The 22,188-nt window shown below is 41.6% G+C and carries 22 protein-coding genes; 2 read left to right on the top strand and 20 right to left on the bottom strand.

Translation table 11 applies throughout. The annotated features are described in order from the left end of the window. Window positions 1-14: 14 nt before the first annotated feature. From rsmB to ADF68_RS07400, 19 genes are all read right to left on the bottom strand, one after another. Complete coding sequence (rsmB, locus tag ADF68_RS07490; RefSeq protein ID WP_049549290.1) at window positions 15-1,328, bottom strand: 16S rRNA (cytosine(967)-C(5))-methyltransferase RsmB; 1,314 nt, start codon at window positions 1,326-1,328, stop codon at window positions 15-17. Then, complete coding sequence (fmt, locus tag ADF68_RS07485; protein WP_049549271.1) at window positions 1,321-2,256, bottom strand: methionyl-tRNA formyltransferase; 936 nt, start codon at window positions 2,254-2,256, stop codon at window positions 1,321-1,323. The genes rsmB and fmt overlap by 8 nt, the downstream gene beginning before the upstream one ends. Window positions 2,257-2,268: 12 nt before the next feature. Next, entirely contained in the window at window positions 2,269-4,665 is a 2,397-nt protein-coding gene (locus tag ADF68_RS07480; protein WP_049549270.1) for a primosomal protein N', read from the bottom strand. An 84-nt stretch (window positions 4,666-4,749) separates the two neighbouring features. Further along, the gene (gene rpoZ / locus ADF68_RS07475; RefSeq protein WP_006146546.1) at window positions 4,750-5,064 is read right to left on the bottom strand and encodes a DNA-directed RNA polymerase subunit omega; all 315 of its coding nucleotides are present in this window, start codon (window positions 5,062-5,064) and stop codon (window positions 4,750-4,752) included. A gap of 24 nt (window positions 5,065-5,088) precedes the next feature. Further along, window positions 5,089-5,715, bottom strand: coding sequence for a guanylate kinase (gmk, locus tag ADF68_RS07470; RefSeq protein ID WP_000775049.1), 627 nt, complete (start codon window positions 5,713-5,715; stop codon window positions 5,089-5,091). A gap of 136 nt (window positions 5,716-5,851) precedes the next feature. Further along, a complete protein-coding gene (locus ADF68_RS07465) occupies window positions 5,852-7,465 on the bottom strand; it encodes a ribonuclease Y (RefSeq protein ID WP_049549269.1) in 1,614 nt (537 codons plus the stop codon). Window positions 7,466-7,679: 214 nt separating this feature from the next. After that, window positions 7,680-7,934, bottom strand: coding sequence for a Txe/YoeB family addiction module toxin (locus ADF68_RS07460; protein WP_049549268.1), 255 nt, complete (start codon window positions 7,932-7,934; stop codon window positions 7,680-7,682). A 3-nt stretch (window positions 7,935-7,937) separates the two neighbouring features. After that, window positions 7,938-8,192: a type II toxin-antitoxin system Phd/YefM family antitoxin gene (locus ADF68_RS07455; protein WP_186822552.1), complete on the bottom strand. Its 255-nt coding sequence runs from the start codon at window positions 8,190-8,192 to the stop codon at window positions 7,938-7,940. Window positions 8,193-8,322: 130 nt separating this feature from the next. Beyond that, window positions 8,323-9,420 (bottom strand): nucleotidyltransferase, encoded by a 1,098-nt coding sequence (locus ADF68_RS07450; RefSeq protein WP_049549267.1) that lies wholly within the window; start codon window positions 9,418-9,420, stop codon window positions 8,323-8,325. Between the two features lie 9 nt (window positions 9,421-9,429). Then, window positions 9,430-10,170 carry a class I SAM-dependent DNA methyltransferase gene (locus ADF68_RS07445; RefSeq protein ID WP_049549289.1) on the bottom strand — a complete coding sequence of 247 codons (741 nt, stop codon included), beginning with the start codon at window positions 10,168-10,170 and terminating at the stop codon, window positions 9,430-9,432. A gap of 110 nt (window positions 10,171-10,280) precedes the next feature. Next, complete coding sequence (gene rsfS / locus ADF68_RS07440) at window positions 10,281-10,634, bottom strand: ribosome silencing factor (protein ID WP_049529957.1); 354 nt, start codon at window positions 10,632-10,634, stop codon at window positions 10,281-10,283. Between the two features lie 12 nt (window positions 10,635-10,646). After that, complete coding sequence (locus ADF68_RS07435) at window positions 10,647-11,147, bottom strand: cysteine hydrolase family protein (protein WP_049549266.1); 501 nt, start codon at window positions 11,145-11,147, stop codon at window positions 10,647-10,649. Continuing rightward, entirely contained in the window at window positions 11,148-11,741 is a 594-nt protein-coding gene (gene yqeK, locus ADF68_RS07430; RefSeq protein WP_049549265.1) for a bis(5'-nucleosyl)-tetraphosphatase (symmetrical) YqeK, read from the bottom strand. Continuing rightward, window positions 11,741-12,370 (bottom strand): nicotinate-nucleotide adenylyltransferase, encoded by a 630-nt coding sequence (locus ADF68_RS07425; RefSeq protein ID WP_036759262.1) that lies wholly within the window; start codon window positions 12,368-12,370, stop codon window positions 11,741-11,743. The genes yqeK and ADF68_RS07425 overlap by 1 nt, the downstream gene beginning before the upstream one ends. 50 nt (window positions 12,371-12,420) lie before the next feature. Then, entirely contained in the window at window positions 12,421-12,732 is a 312-nt protein-coding gene (gene yhbY, locus ADF68_RS07420; RefSeq protein WP_000060171.1) for a ribosome assembly RNA-binding protein YhbY, read from the bottom strand. A gap of 214 nt (window positions 12,733-12,946) precedes the next feature. Beyond that, complete coding sequence (gene yqeH, locus ADF68_RS07415; RefSeq protein ID WP_049549264.1) at window positions 12,947-14,053, bottom strand: ribosome biogenesis GTPase YqeH; 1,107 nt, start codon at window positions 14,051-14,053, stop codon at window positions 12,947-12,949. A gap of 2 nt (window positions 14,054-14,055) precedes the next feature. After that, on the bottom strand, window positions 14,056-14,583 hold the full coding sequence (locus ADF68_RS07410) for a YqeG family HAD IIIA-type phosphatase (RefSeq protein WP_049503426.1): 528 nt from the start codon (window positions 14,581-14,583) through the stop codon (window positions 14,056-14,058). A gap of 24 nt (window positions 14,584-14,607) precedes the next feature. Further along, window positions 14,608-15,513 (bottom strand): magnesium transporter CorA family protein, encoded by a 906-nt coding sequence (locus ADF68_RS07405; RefSeq protein WP_049508908.1) that lies wholly within the window; start codon window positions 15,511-15,513, stop codon window positions 14,608-14,610. Window positions 15,514-15,564: 51 nt separating this feature from the next. Then, window positions 15,565-16,131 carry a mechanosensitive ion channel family protein gene (locus ADF68_RS07400; protein ID WP_049549263.1) on the bottom strand — a complete coding sequence of 189 codons (567 nt, stop codon included), beginning with the start codon at window positions 16,129-16,131 and terminating at the stop codon, window positions 15,565-15,567. A gap of 150 nt (window positions 16,132-16,281) precedes the next feature. Between ADF68_RS07400 and sstT the strand changes: the two genes are divergently transcribed. Both sstT and ADF68_RS07390 read left to right on the top strand, forming a co-directional pair. Further along, entirely contained in the window at window positions 16,282-17,487 is a 1,206-nt protein-coding gene (sstT, locus tag ADF68_RS07395; RefSeq protein ID WP_049549262.1) for a serine/threonine transporter SstT, read from the top strand. Between the two features lie 64 nt (window positions 17,488-17,551). After that, window positions 17,552-18,526 carry an aromatic acid exporter family protein gene (locus ADF68_RS07390; protein WP_049549261.1) on the top strand — a complete coding sequence of 325 codons (975 nt, stop codon included), beginning with the start codon at window positions 17,552-17,554 and terminating at the stop codon, window positions 18,524-18,526. Between the two features lie 130 nt (window positions 18,527-18,656). Here ADF68_RS07390 and ADF68_RS07385 read toward each other — a convergent pair. Next, the coding region (locus ADF68_RS07385; RefSeq protein ID WP_049549260.1) for a ZmpA/ZmpB/ZmpC family metallo-endopeptidase at window positions 18,657-22,188 on the bottom strand (3,532 nt) is incomplete at its 5' end.

The following is a 22,188-nucleotide window of genomic DNA, read 5'->3' as shown; positions in this document are numbered from 1 at the left end:
GTGTCAGTTCCTTCCTAATTGGACATCTTACGAAATTGGCTGATGAAGAATCCATCACTTCCGTATAATTCCGGAGTAATAAGGATACAGCCATCTTTTAGAATATCCTTGCATTCGTGTTCTAGTTTAACCTGCTCGAACTCGGGATGACTTTCTAAAAATGCTTGAACCACTTTAAAGTTCTCTTCCGAGACAATAGTGCAGGTACTATAGGTTATTATACCACCTTTTCGTAGTGTTTGACAAACACTACCTAATATTTCCAGCTGAATTTCCTGTAATGACGCGAAATCTGATGTTTCTTTATTGTATTTGATATCTGGTTTCCGACGCAATAGACCAATCCCTGAGCAAGGGGCATCAACAAGAATCTTATCAAATTGATCCTTACCAAAAAACTCGTGAACCTTTCGGGCATCCAATTTTTGTGTTTGAACACGGTCTGCTACGCCTAAACGCTGAGCATTTTCTTGAATCAAGTCTAACTTGTGGTCATACAAGTCTAGAGCTATTACTTGACCGGTCGTGAGGTAAGAGGCTATATGAGCTGTCTTACCACCTGGGGCTGCACAGGCATCCAAAACCTGCTCAGTGCCTTGTAAATCAAGAGTTGGAGCAACCAGTTGACTAGACTCGTCCTGAATAGTAATAGCACCTTCAGCAAATAAATCATGGCCTGCAAAATGCCCCTGCTCCTTGACCAGACCAGAAGCTGATAAAGCAGAATCACTTGCACCGAGCAGAGCTTTGATTTCCTCTTTTCGGTTCAAATCTGTTACGCGAATACTGGCTTTATTCCGTTGCAAAAGACTCTCAAAAATCGCTTGCGCTCGCTCCTCCCCGTACTCTTCCTTGAGTTTCGAAATCAACCAAACTGGTAAAGAATAGGCAATAGAATCACGCTTATTTTTACGCTTGATAGAGGCAATATCTGGCAAACCTTCTCGCAGGATACGGCGCAAAACTGCATTGACCAATTTTTCGCTACCCTTTTTGCGAAGTTTAGCCAGTTCCACCGCTTCATTGACCACTGCATGATCAGGAAGCTTATCCAAGTATTGGAGTTGGTAGACACTCATGAGAAGCAAAACATAGAGCCAGCTGTCTAGCTTGTCTCTATCCTCAATAAAGTGAGACAAATACCATTCTAAAGTTAGTTTACGAGCTACGGTTCCATAAACAAGCTCTGTCACTAAGCCCTTGTCTGCTGCTGACAGTTGACTTCCCTTAAGGTGTTTATTTAAGGCGATATTGGAGTAGGCTTGATTGACAAAGACATCCTCTAGCACCTTTAAGGCTAAGTTTCTAGCCGTTTCTACTTTAGTCACCAAATCGTTCTCCTACAGCCAAACTTCGTCCAACACCGTTGAGGAAGGAAGCAATGTCCATCTTAGGTTTTCCTGCTGGTTGAACCTGTTTGAGAGATAGAGCTCCTTCTGCTGTTGCGACAATCAATTCTTTCTTACCGATGGAGAGTATCTCACCCGGATTACCCTTCCCTTCTACAGGCAGAGCTTCATAGATTTTGAAGCGTTCTCCCTTGAGGAAGGTATGAGCAACTGGCCATGGATTCATCCCACGGATTTGATTAAAGAGTTGACGGTTGGTCTTGTTCCAGTCCAACTTTTCTTCCTCAGGTTTGATATTAGGCGAAAATGTAACCTGGCTTGGATCTTGCGGTTGAGGCTGAATTTCACCAGCTATATAAGCAGGAAGGGTCTCTAAAAGTAAATCACGACCCACTATAGCCAATTTTTCAAATAAGGTGCCGACATTGTCCTCATCAGTAATTGGAATACTACGACGAGAAATCATATCTCCTGCATCCATTTCCTTGACCATTTCCATAATGGTTACTCCTGCCTCCTCATCACCCTGAATCAAGGCATAATGGATAGGAGCACCACCACGGTGTTTAGGAAGGAGCGAAGCATGAACATTGACTGCAAAATCCATGCTATCAAGGAGTTTACTTGGGAGGAATTGTCCAAAAGCTGCTGTTACAATCCCATCAGCTCCCAAATTCATGATGGCTTCCATTTCTGGACTACCCGATAATTTTTCAGGTTGGTAAATAGGAAGTCCTGCCTCTTTGGCAACTTGTTTCACTGGGGTTTCTTGGATGACTTTTTTACGTCCAACTGCACGGTCTGGCTGAGTTACAACTGCTAGAATCTCATAGCGATCATCTGTCAAAAGTCCCTTTAAAACAGTCGCTGAAAATTCAGGCGTTCCCATAAATATTAGTTTTGTCATATCTTCTCCTTCTTATAAAAATTGTTGCGGTTCGTGGTCAATACTGAGACGAAGTTCGCTATTTTCCCGTTCTTGTGTCAAGGCCAAGACCTGGTTAAGGGTTGGACCAAGATCATCTTCTAAACGGTATTTGATTAAAATCTGGTAATGATAGAGGTTGTGGGTTCGAGCAATAGGTTTTGGCGTTGGACCAAGAATTATACTAGCATCCGACAAACCTGACCGCAATATTTCCATGACTTGATAAGCACGTTTAAGAACCTCTTCTTCTTTCTTATGAGACAAGGTAATTCCAATTGTGAAATAATAAGGTGGATAACCCAACTGACGTCTGATGCCCATTTCATAGGCATAAAAGCCTTCATAGTCCTGATCCTTGGCAAAGCGAATAGCATAGTGCTGAGGATTGTAAGACTGGATCAAGACCTGCCCAGCTTTTTCAGCCCTTCCTGCTCGTCCTGCCACCTGGGTCAAGAGTTGGAAAGTTCTCTCAGAAGAACGGAAATCAGGCAGGTTCAAGGCTGTGTCCGCATTGAGAACACCAACCAAGGTCACATTTGGAAAATCCAATCCCTTAGCAATCATCTGGGTCCCCAGTAAAATATCTGCCTCTCCTTTTCCGAACTGGTCTAGTAGAGCTTGGTGACTGCCCTTCTTACGAGTTGTATCCACATCCATGCGCAGAATACGTGCCTCTGGAAAGAGTTCTGTTAGCTCATCATAGGCTTTCTGAGTTCCTGTTCCATAGTAACGAATACTGCGACTTTGACAGTTTGGACAGACATGAGGAATTTCCTTAGAAAAACCACAATAATGACAATTCATAGTCTTAGTATCCATGTGCAAGGTCAAGGAAATATCGCAGTTAGGACAGGTATCGACGGTCCCACATTCCCGGCACATGACAAAACTGGAATAACCACGACGATTGAGCATGAGAACAACCTGCTCTTTTTTGTCCAGTCGATCTTGAATTGCCTCAATGAGAGGAGGTGTAAAGTTTGATGTTTCATTCTGCCCGATGTAATCACGGAAGTCAATGAGTTGAACTTCAGGAATACTTGCTAAAGGATTGGCCCGTTGAGTCAGACGCAGATGCTGATAGACACCCTTGCCAGCACGTGCACGGCTTTCTAAACTCGGTGTTGCAGAACCAAGGACTAATGCTGCTTGATTGTACTGGGCTCGTAAAAGAGCCACATCCCTAGCATGATAACGCGGATTGCTATCTTGCTTGTAGCTGGCCTCATGCTCTTCATCGATAATGATAACACCTAGATTTTTTAAAGGCGCAAAAATAGCAGATCTGGCCCCTACAACTACCTGAGCATCTCCACGCTCCACCTTGCGCCATTCATCGTACTTTTCACCATTGGACAAACCCGAATGGAGAATGGCTACTTGTTCACCAAAACGAGCAATAAATCGCTCTGTCATTTGAGGTGTCAGAGAGATCTCTGGTACAAGAACAATCGCTGTTTTTCCCATATCCAAGGCACCTTGGATAATCTGCAAGTAAACCTCAGTTTTCCCACTTCCTGTAATTCCTTGAAGGAGAAAGGGAGAGTGTTGCTTCCCTATCGCGCCAGCAACCGCCTCACAGGCTACTTTTTGCTCTGGGTTTAACTCTAAGGCTTGATTTGACTCGATTCCTTCAAAGTAAGCAGCTGAACGTTGAACTTCCTTCTGAAGAATCGTCAAAGCACCCTGTTCCACAAAGAAATTGACTTGTTCCCGTGAGTAATTTTCTAATAAGGCTGACAAAGGAGTACTTTCTGGATGAGCTAATAAATAATCTCGCAGTTCCAATTTCTTCTTGGCACGATTTGAGATTTCTAGTTTTTCTAAATGATTAAGATTCACTTGAATCCAAGACTGCGTCTTAACTTTCTTCTGATCCACAGCCTGATACTCTAGCTTCAAGATTCCTTTTCGGGTCAAACGCATCATCTCAGCTTGCTTTCCCAGGTCAAGAGATGAAAATGCTAGAGACTCCTGCGAACCAAACAATCGCTCTTTATCTTCCTGACTCAAGCCTTCCAGAGGATAGAGGATTTTATCATAACTAGAGTTCAAAAATCCAGGAAGCATGGCTTTAAGAATAGAGATTTTGTATGAGAAGACTGATTTACGTAGTTCTTCAGCTAGCCAGAGTTGTTCCTCCGTTAAGACAGGAGAAAAGTCCAGTACCTCGGCAATTTCTTTTAAGTCCTCGTCTGCCACATCTGCATCAGATTGAGACTCCAACCCAAGAACAATTCCCTGAATCAAGCGATTGGCCTTCCCAAAAGGCACATGAACTCGCATGCCAACTTCCAGCATCTCTTCAAATTCCTCTGGAATCTTGTAGCTATATGGCTGGTCTGTCTGCATCAAGGGAACATCCACAATGATTTTTGCAATAGCCATATCCTCACCTCCTTCTTTGCTTAAATCCTTTTAATTGATTGAGTATTCTTACAATAGAAAAAATAAGATTGAGTCCCCCCAACCTTAAATTTTTTCACCTTCTTCTTTTTCTTTCGCGATTTGCTCTTTAATTTTCTTTTCTTCTTCTTCTTTCAATCGTCTTTCTTCTTCGATACGACGACGAACAGCTTCGCGTTTCCCTTCTGGATCTGGGTGGATGGTTACATTCCCAGATTCAATTTCTTCCAGGGCACGAAGAGTAGATTTTTCAGATTTAAATTCTTGAGTAGCAGGTGCTCCAGCTTCTAATTCATGAGCACGCTTTGCTTCCAAGATGACGAGTGAATATTTTGATGGTACCTTGTCAAGTAAGGTATCAATAGAGGGTTTAAGCATCATTTGTTTGTACCTGTTTTCTAAATTTTATCGAATAGTCGGAGACTTTGGTAGCATATCCTGATAATGACCAATCACGCGGTCTACACGGAAATGTTCTGCTTCAATCACACGTTTGACACGTTCTGCGGCAAGAGGAACATGATCATTTACAATAGCGTAGTCATACTCACGCATCAAAGCAATTTCTTCCTTGGCTTTTTCGATACGCTGAGCAATTACTTCTGCACTATCGGTACCACGGCCTACGAGACGGTCTTGCAATTCTTCCAGATCTGGTGGTGTCAAAAAGATAAAGACAGCATCTGGAACTTTTTTCTTAACCTGAAGAGCTCCCTGCACTTCAATTTCAAGAAAGACATCGATTCCCTTATCAAGCGTTTCGTTGACATAGGTCAGAGGAGTTCCGTAGTAGTTGCCTACATACTCTGCATACTCTAACATTTGCCCTTGACGGATCAATTCTTCAAATTCTTCCCGTGTACGGAAGAAATAATCAACACCATCTACTTCACCTGGACGTTGTGCCCGCGTTGTCATAGATACAGAATATTGAAATTGGTTTTCAGAACTCTCAAAAATTTCTCGTCTAACCGTTCCTTTTCCAACTCCTGAAGGACCTGAAAAAACGATTAGTAAGCCTCGGTCTGCCATTATGTCTCCTTTAGATAGTTTGTGAAATGACTTGAAAATTTCTGTAAGATTATATGTCTAAAGCCATTTCTGCACACTACAATCTTTCTATCTAGTGTAACAAAAAAGCAGTAATTTTTCAACTGCTCTTTCTTATTTATTTTGCATAATCAACTGCACGAAGTTCACGAATCACGGTTACCTTGATATTTCCTGGATAATCGAGATTGTTTTCGATTTTCTCACGAACTTTATGAGCCAAGATTGTGACTTTGTCATCTTTGATTTGACCTGGATTTACCATGATACGGATTTCGCGACCTGCTTGAAGGGCAAAGCTATTTTGAACACCTTCAAAGCTATTAGCAATTTCCTCTAAATCATGGAGACGTTTGATGTAGCTTTCAAGTGATTCACTACGAGCTCCTGGACGGGCAGCACTCAAGGCATCCGCCGCAGCAACGATGACTGCGATCACACTTTCAGGTTCTACATCTCCGTGGTGACTGGCAATAGTATTGACCACAACTGGGTGTTCCTTGTACTTGCGAGCCAATTCAGTACCAATCTCAACGTGGCTACCCTCTACCTCACGGTCAATGGCTTTACCAATATCGTGAAGGAATCCCGCGCGACGAGCAAGGGTAGCATTTTCACCAAGTTCACTAGCCATGATACCAGCCAACTTAGCCACTTCAATCGAGTGACGCAAGACGTTTTGTCCGTATGAAGTACGGAACTGCAAGCGACCCATAATCTTCATCAAGTCTGGGTGAAGATTCGGTGCACCAATTTCATAGGCTGCAGCTTCACCATATTCACGAATCTTGTTATCAATCTCTTGACGATTTTTCTCAACCAACTCTTCGATACGAGCTGGGTGAATACGTCCATCCTTAAGCAAGGTTTCCATAGTCATACGGGCAATCTCGCGACGGATAGGATCAAAACCTGACAAGGTTACCACTTCTGGCGTATCATCAATGATGACATCAACCCCTGTCAAACTTTCAAAAGTACGGATGTTACGCCCTTCACGACCAATGATGCGACCTTTCATGGTATCATCAGGCAGATGAACCGTAGAGTTAGTAGACTCAGCCACATACTCACCAGCAATTCTCTGCATAGCTTGGGACAAGATATCCTTAGCCAATTTGTCTGAACGTTCCTTGACTTCTTGCTCAGCCTCACGAATACGACCAGCAATTTCCTTAGTTAAGTTTTCCTCTGTCTGAGCCAAGATAATGTCTTTTGCTTCCGACTGAGTCAGAGTTCCGATACGTTCTAGTTCAGCTTGCTTTTGTTTCTCAATTTCTTCTAGTTGCTCTTCACGTACATCAAGGTTTTTTGCTCTATCAGAAATACTTTGTTCTTTTTGTTCAAGTGTTTTTTCTTTGTTCGTCAAATTGTCATCTTTACGATCAAGACTGCTAGCACGTTCGGTCAAACGACTTTCGATTTGCTTGAGTTCTTGACGTTCTGATTTAAATTCAGCGTCCACTTCTTCACGGTATTTTCTGGCTTCTTCTTTGGCCTCCAATAGTGCTTCTTTTTTAAGAGACTTGCTTTCGCTCTTAGCTTCATTGAGTAATAAATCCGCTTCGCGCTCAGCTTGTCCTCGTAAATTAGTTGCTTCTTGTTCAGCATTTAAAAGCATCAGCTCTGCAGCCTCTTGTGATGATTTCATCTTGACTGAGATGCTGACATATCCAATGACTAAACCAATGATGACGGCAAAAACAACGATAACAATCGCCATAATTTCCATGTTTTTACCTCAATTTATTTGTTTATCCGAATGATATGCATTCTTATATATTTTACCATAAAAAATCATTTTTAACAAACCTTAATTTGAAGTTGTTTTGGTCATTTCAAGGCTAAAAATCCTTATTTTCCCTAATAAACTAGGCTATTGTTACTAAGAAAATTTTTAAAGATTTTTTACACACAAATTATAAAAAGTCCACCTCTCAGTAGACTTAGTAGTAATCTTTAAAGGACAAGAAAGCGATGCTATCTCCATCCATCATATATATCAAGCGATTTTCTGCATCAATACGACGTGACCAAGCTCCTTGGTAATCATACTTGAGCGGTTTTGGTTTACCAATTCCTGTAAAAGGATCGCGTTGAATATCCTTGATTAGTTTATTGATTCTTTTTAGTGTTTTCTTATCTTGGTTCTGCCAATAGCAATAATCCGCCCAGACGTCTTCTGTAAACTTGAGTAGCATCCATCACTCCTCAATCACATGCACCTGAGTGTGTCCCGCACGAACTTGGGACATTCCTCGCAAGACCTTGTCAGAAAGTTCCTTATTCTGAGCAATTCTCAAGGTTTCTTGAATACTATCCCACTCGCTCTTTGAAAGGACTACAATGTCCTCGTCTGGATTTTTGTTGACAACTGTCAAAGGTTCAAATTCATCGTTTACCTTCTTCATATAGTCCTTTAAATGATTTCGGAAAGTTGAGTAAAGAACTGCTTCCATAACCATACCTCGTTTTACCTCTTTTCCACTATTATACACGAAAAGAAAGAAATTGTCAGGAACTTGTACAAGTTTTTCCATTTCTATCTATTTATTCGAAAAAACTTAAAAAGCCTACCTCTCAGTAGACTTAGTTCGATTCGATTTTAATCGGTACTCTACCAAAATTCTGCTCTGAGAAATTTGGATTCCCCAATTGATAGATTTGATCTGCCTTTTGGGTCATGACATCCCAGGGCTCTTTACCAATTCGGCTGACTAGATGGACTTGTTCTTTCAGAGATTTGAGGTGGTTCCTGCCTTTTTCGGTAAAACCGAGAACATGAATACCTTCTGGCGAATCACTTTCTCTAGCCTGCACCAAGATATAGGTCAAGAGGCGTCTAACACGCGCCTTGGTGTAACGCTTGGTCGCAACCACCTCAACCAAGTCTTCCACAGACTTGGCTGTTTTAATAGCCTCTTTAATGCGCACTGCCATTTCCTGATTGACCTGATAGATAGTGGTTAGGTCTGGATTGGACAAGATTTGATAGCGGAGCAAGGGAAAATAGTCTTCCCAGCTCACCTTACTGGCCTGCTCAAATATGGCAACAGAAGACATAAAGCGTTCTAAGAAATCTTTGTCCCTTTGGTGCTGACGGAGGGCTGTCGCCGAGGCGAAGTCCACATCCTGGTCCACAGAATGGTAACCAGCCCCCTGACGCTGAATCGGATGAAGTCTGATGTTTCGTCCTGCAACCGCCTTGGCATAAGCGAGAGCAAGGACATGATTAGGCGTATTGCCTGAAAAATCAAGACCTGCAAACTCCTTCCACATAGCTTGCGTTTTCTGAGGATAAGAGAGAGAATCAGGCAGATTTTCCACAAATTTCTCCATCTCAACTCCTTTCTCTGTGTATAAGTCAGCGATTTTCTGATAATCTCGAACTTCCTCTGTCCCAAAAACTAGACTATCAATGCCCAAGCGAGCCAAGATACCCACAGCTCCTTGACCGAAAAAATCTGCTGCTTGGACACTGACTAAAAAGGGCAATTCTACCACTAAGTCCGCCCCATTTTCCAGCGCCATCTGAGCCCGTGTCCACTTATCCACGATAGCAGGCTCCCCACGCTGTATGAAATTCCCAGACATGGCAACAATTTTCAGTCCCTCCGCCTGGTCCAGCAGGTATTTGTGGCCATTATGAAAAGGATTGAACTCCGCGATAATACCTGTAATGGTCATGATATTCTCCTACTTTTGTGCCACAAAAAACCAACGGGTGCTAGTTTCTGTAGGCTCCTTGTCTTCAAAGTCCGCAAAGAGTTTGAAGGATTTGAAACCAGCCTGTTCCAGCAAGATATCATAGGTCAAGACCTCGTAAGTTCGTTCCTCATGTACCTCATCATGACGGCTAAAGGAACCATCTGCCTCCTTGACAAAGAAGGTCAGTTCATGCACGATGGAGTGAGGAGCATCGTCCTCATAGGTATCCCAAAGCATGGCAAAGTCTTCGGCGTTTTCATGGTAGGAATAGCCTGGGAAGACCTCATCTGTCTGGTAAGTCGAATGCACATCAAAGATAAAGACCCCATCCTCATTGAGAGCATTATAGACTTCTTTAAAGACATCCCCTACTTCCACTTCATCCTGCATGTAACAGATTGAGTCCGAGTAACACGTGACAAAGTCGTATTGACCAGCCTTGGATAAATCCAGCATATTGCCTTCAATGAAATCAATCTTTTGCTTGGCTGAAGCCGCTCTCTTTTCGGCAATCTTCAACATATCCGCACTCAAATCAAGTCCAGTCACATCAAAACCCGCTTGAGAAAAGCGCACAGACTGGATCCCTGTCCCGCAAGCAAGCTCCAAGAGTTTCTTTCTGTCCTTGGTTTTAGGTAAATGACGCAGAGAAAAGTCCGTCCATTTGTCGTATAAACTATCATCCATAACCGCATCATAGACCGCCGCAAAAGTTTCATAAGTTGCCATAATCATGATACCAAGAGCCCCATGGTAAACACCACTAGCCCTTACCTTTCTAACAATTTTCTTCTAACATAAGCAAATAAAACCCAGTTGATTACAACTGAGTTCATCTTCTATGCTAAGGCTTCTGAAATGTCTACAGAATTTGCCTCATGCCATAGTTTTTCGAGGTTATAGTGGGCACGCATTTCTTCTGAGAAGATATGCACTACGACACTACCGAGGTCTAATAGGACCCAGCCTCCAGCTGCATCGCCTTCAACATGACTACCTTTAAAGCCAGCTTCAGCTACTTTTTCACGGATATTGTCAGCGATAGCATCCAACTGACGGCTATTCATAGAGCTAGTAATAACAAAATAGTCTGTCACACTGGTCAAATCTTGTACGTCAAGTGCGAGGATATCCTCCGCACGTTTCTCATCAGCCGCTTTCACGACTAGTTCTAGTAATTCTTTTTCGTTCATTTAGTCCTCTTTCTAGAAAATATATTTGTAATCTAGGACATCTGCAAAGCGCTCCTCCCAAATGTCCTCATAAAATTCATTTATCGTTTCAGCTGGAATGTCATCCCCATCAAACGTTGTGCAAGTTCCTTCTGGAATAATAAGCTTATAGCCATATTCAAAAGCAACCTTGACAGAGGTATCCACACAATATTCTGTCTGCATACCACATAAAACTAATTTTTTAATCCCCTGTTTATCCAAGTATTCTTTTAAACCAGTTTCTTTGAAAATACTATTATACTTCTTCTGAAAGACCTTTTCATCAGGTTTTCGATTTAAAAGCGCAGATAACTGCCAATCTTCTGATGTTTGGGCTTCAGGGTTCTCAATATGTTGAACATAGATAATTTCGATATTCTTACTTCTAGCTTGGTTTTGTAAATAAGAAATTTTTTCCAATAGACCTTTTGTCTGAAACCCCGTTTTCACTAAAATATTTTGTACATCAATAATGATAAAAGCCGTCTTCATTTAATCCTCTTTTAAATAGTGCACATAGGCGTTATAGGTTTCAAGGGTTTGGGGATAGATGGGGAATCCCTGATGAGCTAGATGCTCCACAGTGCGAGCTGTTTCGTAGGCCACTGCCTTATTGAGCGATAGCTCAGCAATCTCACGTGCAATATCTACTCCAGGAAAGGCACGATTATGCTCTATATAGTCTGCGACATAGATAACCTTATCAAGATCAGTCATCTGGTCAGCCCCGACTGTATGGATTTCAATAGCTCGTAGGATTTCAGCATTTTGTAAATCCAAATCTTCCTGAATCTTGTAAATGCCGACCATGCCATGCCAGACATTATTGCCCCAGTTTTTAAGATCAGAGTCAAGTTGATAACGATCTATCAAGTCTAAAAATTCTTGATCTGATAGCTTTTTAGCATAGTCATGAAGGAGACCTGCCAAACCAGCTTTCTCAACATCCACACCAAAGCGCTGAGCCAATTCTATGGCCGCACGCTCTACACCCAAACAATGGGTTAGACGTTTTTCAGGTAGGAGCTCTGCCATTTTTTCCAACAATTCTTCACGCGAACAGTTGATATAGTCTTGATATGCCATCAGTAAAGCCCTTCTTTCTCAATATAGTCTAGCACTGGTTTGGGTAGGAGAAAGTTGGGTGTGCGTCCTTGGGCGATGAAATCACGCACCATACTAGATGAAATATCCATGAGGGGCACATCCACCCAGATGACTGGATAAGAAGTCCCAGCCTTGTAGCGTGGTCGCTGAACTCCTACAAACTGAACGAGGTCGACCAGTTCATCAATTCTATACCATTTGGGTAAATAGTCTACCATGTCAGCACCGATGATAAAGTAATAATCGGTATCTGGATTCTTCTCTGTCAGAATCTTCATGGTGTCGTAGGTGTAGGAAATGCCCTTGCGCTCTAGCTCAATGGTTTCAATAGCTAAACCTTCAATTCCGTCAATTGCCAATTCAAGCATCTTGAGACGATGGTGCTCAGGGATGGTTTCCTTTTTGTCTACGTGAGGCGGTTGATACTCAGGCATGAGCAGAACTTGATCCAATCCCAACTGCTGGCGCACTTGGTCTGCCACGATAAGATGGGCATTGTGAACAGGGTTAAAATTTCCACCCAAGATACCGACTTGTTTGCGTTTTTTATCCTTTATTTCTGGCTCTAACTCCACTTTTGTAAAGGGAGTTAATAGTTCGATTGCCATAGGCTAATCTCCTTTAGTCTTCTGTAAAAACAGTTTTTTGGAGTATATTTTTAAATTTCTTTAACTTTTTTAGAAATCTTACGATTTTCTTTCTTGCTTGATTGCTTATACAAAATCAAGATACGACCGATTTTTTGGACTGTATCCACACCAATTTCTTCTTCCAAGATTTCAGCTACTTCGTGGATGTTTTCATCTGTGTTTTGCAAGAGAGTGACCTTGATCAATTCACGGGCATCAAGTGCCTGACGAACGCTGGTTTTGATTTGGTCGTTGAGTCCATTTTTCCCGATTTGGATGATAGGTTTGAGGGTGTGTGCCTGGCTGTTGAGGAAGGCACGTTGTTTCGATGTTAATGACATATTCTTAAATAAAGGAGTTTCTTTTTATACTTTTCTGAAGTGGTGACGGACGTCAGCAAAGTCCTTCGGACTTTCATGACTAAAATTTGAGCCTAAGGTCTCAAATTTTCCGCAGTTGGTACAATCACTTGTACCAACTAACACCACGCGAAAAGTATTCTTTATGGGGCTCGCCATGCTCGCCCAAATTTAGACAACTCTTTCCTTTCTGTGTTTAAATAATTGCTTTTCGTGTGACGACGGCAACGCCTTCTGGGGCCCAGACGGCGACTTTGGCGGTGCCTGTTACGCGGATCCAGCCTAGACCTGAGATGACTAGGTCTGTCTTCTCCTTAATGGTAAATACATGTTGGACTAGTTTTGGAAAGTCTTCTTTTTCCTTGCTATTTGGTGGTGTTAGAAGGGTTCCAAGGTGCTTGTCGTAGAAAGCACTAGCCCCTTCAAGCTTGGTACGATGAAGTTTGAGTTCATTGTCAAAGAAAGCTGTAAATCCTTGCTTTTCTCCTGCAATGAAGTCAAAGCGTCCCAAGCCACCTAAAAATAGGGTTTGCTCTGGATTGAGCTGGTAGGTTTTAGGTTTGATTTCCTTTTTAGGACTGACATACTTGAGATTTTTAGCCGTCAAGTAGTGAGCCATCTGGTGACGATGGATAATTCCAGGCGTATCGTAGATATAAGAACCATCATCGAGCGGAATCTCAATCTTGTCCAAGGTTGTTCCTGGGAAGCGTGAAGTTGTGATGACGTTCTGGTCACCCGTGATCTCCTGGATAATGGCATTGATAAGGGTTGATTTCCCGACATTGGTCACACCAACTACGTAAACATCACGTCCCTTACGGTAGTGCTCGATCTTGTCAATGACTTCCTTAATGGCATGCTTATTTTGCGCTGAAGTTAGGACGACATCGACTGGACGAAGACCCTCCTCATGGGCACGTTCCATGAGCCATTGGCTAATTTTACCAGGCTTAACAGACTTAGGAAGGATGTCTTTTTTATTTCCAACCAAGAGCACATCATTACCTGACACAAAGCGTGGCAATCCTGGGATAACAGAGCCATTGAAATCAAAGATATCAATCACATTGACCACCAAGGCATCGCTATCTCCAACCTCGTGCAAGAGTTTGAGGAAATCATCATCTGTCAACTGAACATCAGTGATTTCATTGTAGTGACGAAGACGGAAACAACGTTGGCAATAAACTTCTCCAGTTTCCAAACCTTTTTCAAGTGCTGACTGAGGTGTAAAACCTAAACCAGTCTTATCTTCCGTCTGAATGGTTGCTCCACAACCAATACAGAGAATTTCTTCCATAATTAGATTCCTTTTTTATAAGTGATAGGGCCGTACTTTTCAGCGATTTTTCTCATGACACGACGCTCACGCGCTCGGTTAATCTGAGTCTTAATAGAGTCGTGCTGGACCAAGGGTTTAACCAAAATCGAGCGAATGCCGGCTCGGTGGGCTGCTCGAATATCCGTCATCAGCTGGTCGCCTACCATGACCACTTGGTCTTTTTCATAGTGGAAATGTTTCATGGCACGGTTAATTCCTAAAGTAAAGGGCTTCAGTGCCCAATAAACATAGTCAATATCAAATTTTTCAACTGCTCGTTTGACACGTTTGGGTGTGTTATTGGATACTACAATGATACGAATCCCAGCATCTCGCAAATCATGCAACCATTGCTTCATCTCTACTGTTCCATCTGGATTATTCCAAGCAATCAGGGTATTGTCCAAATCAACCAAAACAGCCTTGATCCCCTGCTCCTGCAGGCTTTGGACTGTCAGATCATAAACTGCTTCCACAGCAAAATCTGGCATATAATTTTCAATCGCCATTCTGGCTCCTTTTCTTTCTATTTTTTAGTTTCTAGCAATTTTCTTTAGATACTGAGCCAAGATTGCCCATAAAATTAAACTAGCAATCAAAATATATATCCAGGCATTAGGCTCTTCTGTAAATGGCAGAGGGACATTCATTCCGAAAAATCCTGTAATGACTGCAAGAATGGCTAGCAAAACTGAGATAATGGTCAAGGTTGTCAAATTATCATTCAGATTGTTGTTTAGGATATTATTGTAAGATCCTGAGAGTTGTTGTAAAACCTGGGAAATCAAATCTGTCATGGACACCAACTGATGAGCTTCAATCATAGCATCGTCAAACTGCTCTCTTTCCACTTCGTTAAAGTTCCGATAAAGCGCATGTCCCTGGATATGCTCCAAGAGGAGGCGATTTTGTTTAGCCGCTGCCGTTAGATAAACCATACCAGTTTCCAAGTCAGAGAGGGCAAAGAGATTTTTTTTAGTGGTTGTTTGACGCAACAAGGCACTGATTTCATCCTTACTTTTATCCATCTGTTCAATGACAGGATAATAAGCATTGCTGATAAGCTCTAAACCGGCAAATAGAAACTTGTAGATTGAAATGATTTCATGATTTTCAAGATAGCCTAGCATCTGATCAATGACATAAGCATTCTTGTGATTGCTGATGGTAATCATTCGTTGTTTTTCCACGATAAAGGTCATAGGAATGGCTTCATAGTATTCCTTGTCCCTTTCTAAGTCAAGAACGTTGTAGATGAAGGTGACTGTCCCGTTTTCACGATTATAATCCATGTGGGCTCGTTCGTTTCTATCCAGCGCATATTCGATGGTTTCTTTATCCAATCCATAGATTTCTGATAGGTCTTCAAGATTTTTGATGATTTCCACATCTAGATTAATCCAGGTACAACCATTCCCTAACTGCTTATCTAAAAACATCGTTTCTCCTTTACCAAACTCTTTCTATTGTACCATAAATCAAGTAAAATTTCAGTTCTCTTCTTTTCTTGAAAAATTGCTAACCACAGTAATATTGCGGTTAGGAACAAAGTGAAGGGCTTGGTCGTCACTTCTCAGTTGAGTCGTTCGAATTCCGACACTAACTACTTTTCCTGATACAGTAATAGGCCCATTGGTCAAAATAACTTCATCTCCTACATCCAACTGACGTTCAAAGAGAATAAAGAAGCCGTTGATGACGTCTGATAGAAAACCTTGTGCCCCCATACCGATAGCCACCCCAGCAATTCCTGCACCTGCAAGCAAGCTAGAAACAGGTAACCCTAAGATAGACAAGATACAGTAAATCAAGAAGAAATAAAGGATATAGTTAAAAATATTTTCAAGCAAACGAGAGATAGTCTTTTGTCTACCAGCATCTCGATTTGAAAATTTAAGTGATGGTTTGACAATCTTTCGTACAGCAACATGGAGGAACTTTTTAGCTATATAAGATAGAAGGATAAGAAGTAGAAGAGAAATCACCTTGGTCAAGAGATTTTCTAAAACAGTTGTTAGATCTAATTTATCCAGATAACGTTGAAAAAATTCTTGCATATAAAACTCCTTTTCTATCCATTATACCATAAATCCTTCCCAGCCATCCTTTTCATAAATATTCATTTATTCTAATAAAATCTATGAGACACTTGCTTTTCAAGTATATTTATACTATAATCATAAACAATACACAAAAAGGAGACCTTTATGAAAAGAATTATTCGTGCTTGGAACAAAACAAATCTGATCAAACGGATCGGAATCGGAATGACCTTGGGGGCTATTCTAGGTCTACTCGTTCCTAATCTAACTGGCATCGGTTTATTGGGAGATTTATTTGTAGGAGGACTAAAGGCCATCGCCCCTATCCTGGTTTTTGCTTTAGTCGCTAACGCCCTTTCCCAACACCAGAAAGGTCAAGATAGCAATATGAAAAAAGTCATTTTCCTCTATTTGCTGGGGACCTTTGCTGCGGCTCTTATAGCAGTTTTGGCTAGCTTTCTCTTCCCTGTTCAGATGGTCTTGAGTAGCGCTAGCACAGAAGTTACTCCTCCAGACGGTATCGGACAAGTGCTCAGCAATCTTCTGCTAAAAATAGTAGATAATCCTGTCAATGCCATCATCGAAGCTAACTATATCGGAATTTTGTCTTGGGCTATCGTCTTTGGGATTGCCATGCGAGAAGCTAGCAAAAATAGCAAGGAGCTACTCAAAACAATGGCCAGTGTGACTTCAAAAATCGTCGAATGGATCATCAACCTTGCGCCCTTTGGTATCCTGGGCTTGGTCTTCAAAACCATCTCAGACCAAGGTATCGCTAGTTTAGCAAATTACGGAATCCTACTCGGACTTTTGATTGCTACTATGGTTTTCGTTGCCCTAGTGATCAATCCTCTGATAGCTTTTCTCTTTATCAAGAAAAATCCATATCCCTTGGTGTGGAAATGTTTGCGTATCAGCGGAGTCACAGCCTTTTTCACCCGAAGTTCCGCTGCTAATATCCCTGTTAATATGAAACTCTGTGAGGATCTAGGTCTTAATCCAGATACCTATTCTGTCTCTATCCCACTTGGATCAACTATCAATATGGCTGGAGCTGCTGTTACCATCAACATCTTAACCCTAGCTGCTGTCAATACCCTTGGAATCTCAGTTGATTTTGCAACAGCCTTTGTACTCAGTATCGTTGCAGCCATCTCTGCCTGCGGTGCTTCAGGAATTGCTGGAGGTTCTCTCCTACTTATCCCAGTTGCTTGCAGTCTCTTTGGGATTACCAATGATATCGCTATGCAGGTTGTGGGTGTCGGATTTGTCATCGGTGTTATCCAAGACTCTTGCGAAACAGCCCTCAACTCCTCAACAGATGTCCTCTTTACAGCAGTAGCTGAATTTTCCTCTGCTCGCAATAAATAATCAAGGCAAGCCTATTTAGGGCTTGTTTTGTCTGGTTTCTATCATTCATTTTAGGAAATGTCTCATGTCTATCACCCAACGTACTTTTAAACTCGTTCTGGCAACCTGTTTGGCCTGTGTTCTAGCCTACTTTCTGGATTTATCTTCAGCAGTGTCCGCTGGTATCATTGCTCTATTGAGCTTATCGGATACCCGTCGAAGCACCATTAAGCTAGCTCGTAATCGTTTATTTTCAACTCTTCTTGCTCTTTTCATTGGTGTCCTTTCCTTTCACCTGACTGGCTACCATATCTGGAGTTTCGGTCTCTATTTGGCCCTCTATGTTCCTCTTGCCTACAAATTCGGCTGGGAAATTGGGATTACCCCAAGTAGTGTCTTGGTCAGTCATCTCTTGGTTCAGAAGTCTACATCACCAGAACTTCTTGTGAATGAACTCCTCCTATTTCTTATTGGTACGGGATTTGCCTTGACTGTCAATCTCTATATGCCTTCTCGACAAGAAGAAATCCATCTCTATCATCTCAAGGTAGAAGAAAAACTCAAACACATTTTACAACGTTTTGAATATTATCTTGGAAAGGGCGATGGTCGTAACCGTGCCCAACTCGTTGAAGAACTGGATCAGCTTCTTGAAGAAGCTCTCAAACTGGTCTATCTTGATCACTCTGACCACCTCTTTCATCAGACCGACTATCATATCCACTATTTCGAAATGAGACAGAGACAGAGTCGCATTCTTCGTAATATGGCCCAGCAAATCAACACCTGTAATCTAGCCGCAAGCGAAAGCCTGATCCTTGCCCAGCTATTTGCTAAAATTGCGGATCAACTCAGTCAGACCAATCCTGCCAACGATTTATTAAAGGATATTGAAAGCTACCTGCAGGTATTTCGCAATCGTAGCCTCCCTAAAACAAGGGAAGAATTTGAAACACGCGCAACCTTGCTCCAACTCCTGCGCGAATTGGAAAACTTTATCCAACTGAAAGTTGACTTCTATCAACGCTATTCTGAAGAAAAAAGCAGTCTATCATCATAAACAAAATACCTTTTGAACTGCGAAAACTTGCAATTCAAAAGGTGTTTTTCTGTCTCGAACCTAGCTAACTAGTTAATCTTACCGAGTAGCAAAATTGCTATGAACTCCTAATGATAGACTTATCTTTCCCTTAAGAAGTATAGATGGAATTTCTAAACTCATTTGATTCCTTGAGATATGCCTTGTATATAGCTTTTTTCAACTTCTGAACAGGAGTTTCAATGAAACGGTATTGTTTTTGGCTGATATTTCCTGCTTTAATCTGAGCAAGTTCTTCTTTTACAGCTTCTTCCATCAATTGCTTCATTCGTTCAGGACTGGCAATCACTTCTTGCTTACCTTTATAGTCAATGGTAATCGATTTCAACTTACTGATATTTGCAATCCTTTCATCCATTTGTTCCTTCTTGAATTGAGCATAGGTTTTACCAACTAAGATCTTTTCAAAGATGTACTGGTCTGACAAAGGACGATTCTCTTTTTCAGCATCTTGCTTGTACTGATTAGAGACATAAGGAACGAAACCTTCGTAGTAACCAAGACCTGCCATGAGTTCAAAGGCTTGTTTTCTAAAGCTAATATCGCCACTCATCCCCTTGTCATTTTCGTTGACACCATAAATCGTATCAAACATATCAACGGTATAATAGCCATTGGCATCTACTTTACCTGTAGCCGTGAACCCCTTGATAATATAGCGATTTACTACGATGTGATTATCAATCAAACTATGAACATCGCCTAGCATGCTAGCATCTGCCTCTGTCAAGGCCTTGATTTCCTCACTCTGGTGAGTTGGTTTGACAGATGGATTTGGATAAGAAACAGGAGTTCTTGAACCACTTGTCGCACACGGCAAGAGTTGCTTAAAGTAGACTGCCTTATCCGCTGCTGACATTCCTCGACTTGCCTCAGCTTCTAGATAATCCAAAGTATAGAGAACATCGAAACTACCGTGCATATATTCTTTCAAATCTGCGGCTGATTTAAAGCGTTCTGGTGTTTTGTTGTAGAAACTTTCTTTGTCACTCTCATCATAAACAAAGTTCAAGTTAAAGTAGCTATCCGTTTCAGGAGTGTAGGAGTTTTCAAAGATTCCACGTGCATAGAATTCTGCTCCTGTACCATCTCGTCGACCATAATTGTTAAAGAGGACTGTGCGATCCAACAAATGAGTCATTTCATGAGAATAGGTTGCTGACCCTCGATCGTCCAAAACCCTATCAATAAAGTAGCGAACACCAGTCCCATTAGCCTCAGCACCTACTGATTGAGGCGGAGAATACATGCCTAGCGGAGACATGAAGTCCTTGACTCCCTTATCCGCCTCTGGACCAAACTCCTTAGACCAGGTTTCCTTGATGCCTGCATTTTGCTTGCTAGTATACTTTTTCATAGTATCCACAATCAAACGGTTGGTTACTAGTTTTGATTGATTGTCTTTTTTAGTGATTCTATAAAGCGTATCAACATAAGCTGCCTGACGCTCAGCTGTCAATTCAACCAGAGCCTTCACTTTTTCCAATTCAGTCTTATATTGGGTAGGATTGCTCTGAGCCAGTGAGCTATCCATATAAGTTCCGATATTCCCGTAAGAAACGGTTGCCATATTTGTAATGGCATAGATGCTTGGTTCCTTGATATTCACTAGGCCTAGAAGGGTTGCCATGTTATATTGTTTGCGATTATCAATCTGTTGAGGTTCTGCCCCATACTTGGCAGGATCAGAGGTTAATTTCGTGTAGAGACTTACATTTTCATCTGTTTTTTCTTTAGATTTCTTCTCAACAACGATAGCTTTTGTAGCATCCTTCAACCAAGTATCGCCATCCATATTTGTAAAGGTAGTTCGGTTATAGTCAAGGAAGTCTAATAGGCTTGACTTATCTGTTACTTTTCCAAAGTATGTTTCAAATGTTCGAGGACTATTAACCAGCTTCATCTCATCATAGCTCATTGAACCTAGAGATGTTAGCCATTCTAATGACGTAACCTTCTTGCCAAAAGAGCTTGGATTGTAGGCAAGAATATCACGGATATTGGTCTTGCCAAAGTCAATATTGTAGAAACGATTGATATAGGTCAAGCCTAAGAGTATTTTTTCCTTATTAGCTTCTAGATCTGCCTGAACCTTAGCTCTGGTTTCCGCTGTATTTCTGAGCACACTCAAGCTATAGGCTACAACTTTTTTAAGGTCTGTATCTAAGGTCTTTTTCGTTTCTTCAAGCGCATCTTTAATAGATAATCTCTCTAGATATTCTTTACGAAGGACTTCTCTAACCTCATCATCTGTAATAGTAGGATTTGTCTTTTTGAGTTCAATCTTCTTACTAATCACATCTCGACCCAGAATATTTGGTCTGAGAACATTTGTCACGTAAGGATTGGAAAGCAAATCCACAGCCTTCATTCCTTGGCTAGCAGGTCGTACATCGATAGCATTTTCTAACTCCGTATTCACTGGAAGAAGATGAGGTTTGTTTTCTTTGGTTCCCACCAAGATGACCTTTGGCTTCATTGCTTTTGTCACAGCACTTGTTTCCGTGTGTGATAGCAATTCACCTGTTTGAGAATTTACTTCATAAACTCTGGTAGTGGTGGTCTCGCCAGGATCGCCCTGGCTTTCTACTTTTTCAAGGTCCTTATCAAGTCTTGGATCCTGACGGCGTTCCTCCTTGATTGGAATTGGTGTCACGACGGTTTCGACATTTCCGACTTTCATAACTTTATCAATCGGAGCTGTTACTTCTTTTTGGTGATCTCTTTCTGTAACCTGACCTGTCTGAGTATCTACTTGGTAGCTGGTAGTCGTTTTTTCGATTCCTTCCTTACCTGAAATAGCAACTTTTTCTGTTTGATAAGGAAGTGTCGGATCCGCTTCATATATCGTATTATTTGCGATGACCTTTGTTTCTACACTTGGTTTGGTCCCAACTAGAACAACCTCATCTACCTTTTCCACCAAGTTTTTTGATGTACTAGACTCTATAATCTGGCCACTTGTTTGATCTCTTGTATATCGGGTAGTAGTTTCTACTTGTCCATTGACTCCATGAATTTTCGTCTTCCTAGTTCCGACATCTTGACTGTCATCTGCTTGATAAATTGTTTTGTAGAGGATTGTTTGGGTTTCAACTTTTGGTTGTGGTAAAGGCAGAGGCTCTTTTTTGGTCCCTACAAGGATGATTTCTGGAATCGGGGCTGTTGTTATTTCATTAGAAACCAGTTTGCGAGTTTCCTTGCCATCGAAAGTCGTCACCTCGGTTAAGATGGTACGCTCACCGGCTACTCCTGCTCTGATGACACGAGTTTGACCCTTAAGCAAGTCTGGGTCTTCCTTTTGAATAGTATCATAAGGAACTGGCTCTCTTGTTACTTCCAATTCTGGTTTTTCTTCAACAAGACTTGGTGCACCTTCACTTGGGATTGAGGTAGATTCTACCTTAGTGCCTACTGCGATAATTTCTGATACAGGGGAGGTGGTGACTTCATTGGAAACTACTTTACGAGTTTCCTTACCATCAACCTTGGTGACCTCGGTTAAGATAGTGCGTTCGCCTGTTACGCCTGATTGGATAAGGCGGATTTGACCCTTAAGTAAGTCTGGATCGTCCTGATGAAGAGTGTCATAGGCAACGGTTTCTGTCGTCACCTCTAACTCT

The organism is Streptococcus pseudopneumoniae (assembly GCF_001068775.1).
Lineage (GTDB): Bacteria > Bacillota > Bacilli > Lactobacillales > Streptococcaceae > Streptococcus > Streptococcus pseudopneumoniae_N.
The sequence above is the reverse complement of the archived record's forward strand: the minus strand, read 5'-3'. Positions and strand labels throughout refer to the sequence as shown.

What these genes read in the sequence shown, in the direction of transcription:
- fmt (WP_049549271.1), bottom strand. Translation starts at nt 2,256, where the DNA reads ATGACAAAACTAATATTTATGGGAACGCCTGAATTTTCAGCGACTGTT.
- ADF68_RS07480 (WP_049549270.1), bottom strand. Translation starts at nt 4,665, where the DNA reads ATGGCTATTGCAAAAATCATTGTGGATGTTCCCTTGATGCAGACAGAC.
- rpoZ (WP_006146546.1), bottom strand. Translation starts at nt 5,064, where the DNA reads ATGATGCTTAAACCCTCTATTGATACCTTACTTGACAAGGTACCATCA.
- gmk (WP_000775049.1), bottom strand. Translation starts at nt 5,715, where the DNA reads ATGGCAGACCGAGGCTTACTAATCGTTTTTTCAGGTCCTTCAGGAGTT.
- ADF68_RS07465 (WP_049549269.1), bottom strand. Translation starts at nt 7,465, where the DNA reads ATGGAAATTATGGCGATTGTTATCGTTGTTTTTGCCGTCATCATTGGT.
- ADF68_RS07460 (WP_049549268.1), bottom strand. Translation starts at nt 7,934, where the DNA reads ATGCTACTCAAGTTTACAGAAGACGTCTGGGCGGATTATTGCTATTGG.
- ADF68_RS07455 (WP_186822552.1), bottom strand. Translation starts at nt 8,192, where the DNA reads ATGGAAGCAGTTCTTTACTCAACTTTCCGAAATCATTTAAAGGACTAT.
- ADF68_RS07450 (WP_049549267.1), bottom strand. Translation starts at nt 9,420, where the DNA reads ATGACCATTACAGGTATTATCGCGGAGTTCAATCCTTTTCATAATGGC.
- ADF68_RS07445 (WP_049549289.1), bottom strand. Translation starts at nt 10,170, where the DNA reads ATGGCAACTTATGAAACTTTTGCGGCGGTCTATGATGCGGTTATGGAT.
- rsfS (WP_049529957.1), bottom strand. Translation starts at nt 10,634, where the DNA reads ATGAACGAAAAAGAATTACTAGAACTAGTCGTGAAAGCGGCTGATGAG.
- ADF68_RS07435 (WP_049549266.1), bottom strand. Translation starts at nt 11,147, where the DNA reads ATGAAGACGGCTTTTATCATTATTGATGTACAAAATATTTTAGTGAAA.
- yqeK (WP_049549265.1), bottom strand. Translation starts at nt 11,741, where the DNA reads ATGGCATATCAAGACTATATCAACTGTTCGCGTGAAGAATTGTTGGAA.
- ADF68_RS07425 (WP_036759262.1), bottom strand. Translation starts at nt 12,370, where the DNA reads ATGGCAATCGAACTATTAACTCCCTTTACAAAAGTGGAGTTAGAGCCA.
- yhbY (WP_000060171.1), bottom strand. Translation starts at nt 12,732, where the DNA reads ATGTCATTAACATCGAAACAACGTGCCTTCCTCAACAGCCAGGCACAC.
- yqeH (WP_049549264.1), bottom strand. Translation starts at nt 14,053, where the DNA reads ATGGAAGAAATTCTCTGTATTGGTTGTGGAGCAACCATTCAGACGGAA.
- ADF68_RS07410 (WP_049503426.1), bottom strand. Translation starts at nt 14,583, where the DNA reads ATGGCGATTGAAAATTATATGCCAGATTTTGCTGTGGAAGCAGTTTAT.
- ADF68_RS07405 (WP_049508908.1), bottom strand. Translation starts at nt 15,513, where the DNA reads ATGTTTTTAGATAAGCAGTTAGGGAATGGTTGTACCTGGATTAATCTA.
- ADF68_RS07400 (WP_049549263.1), bottom strand. Translation starts at nt 16,131, where the DNA reads ATGCAAGAATTTTTTCAACGTTATCTGGATAAATTAGATCTAACAACT.
- sstT (WP_049549262.1), top strand. Translation starts at nt 16,282, where the DNA reads ATGAAAAGAATTATTCGTGCTTGGAACAAAACAAATCTGATCAAACGG.
- ADF68_RS07390 (WP_049549261.1), top strand. Translation starts at nt 17,552, where the DNA reads ATGTCTATCACCCAACGTACTTTTAAACTCGTTCTGGCAACCTGTTTG.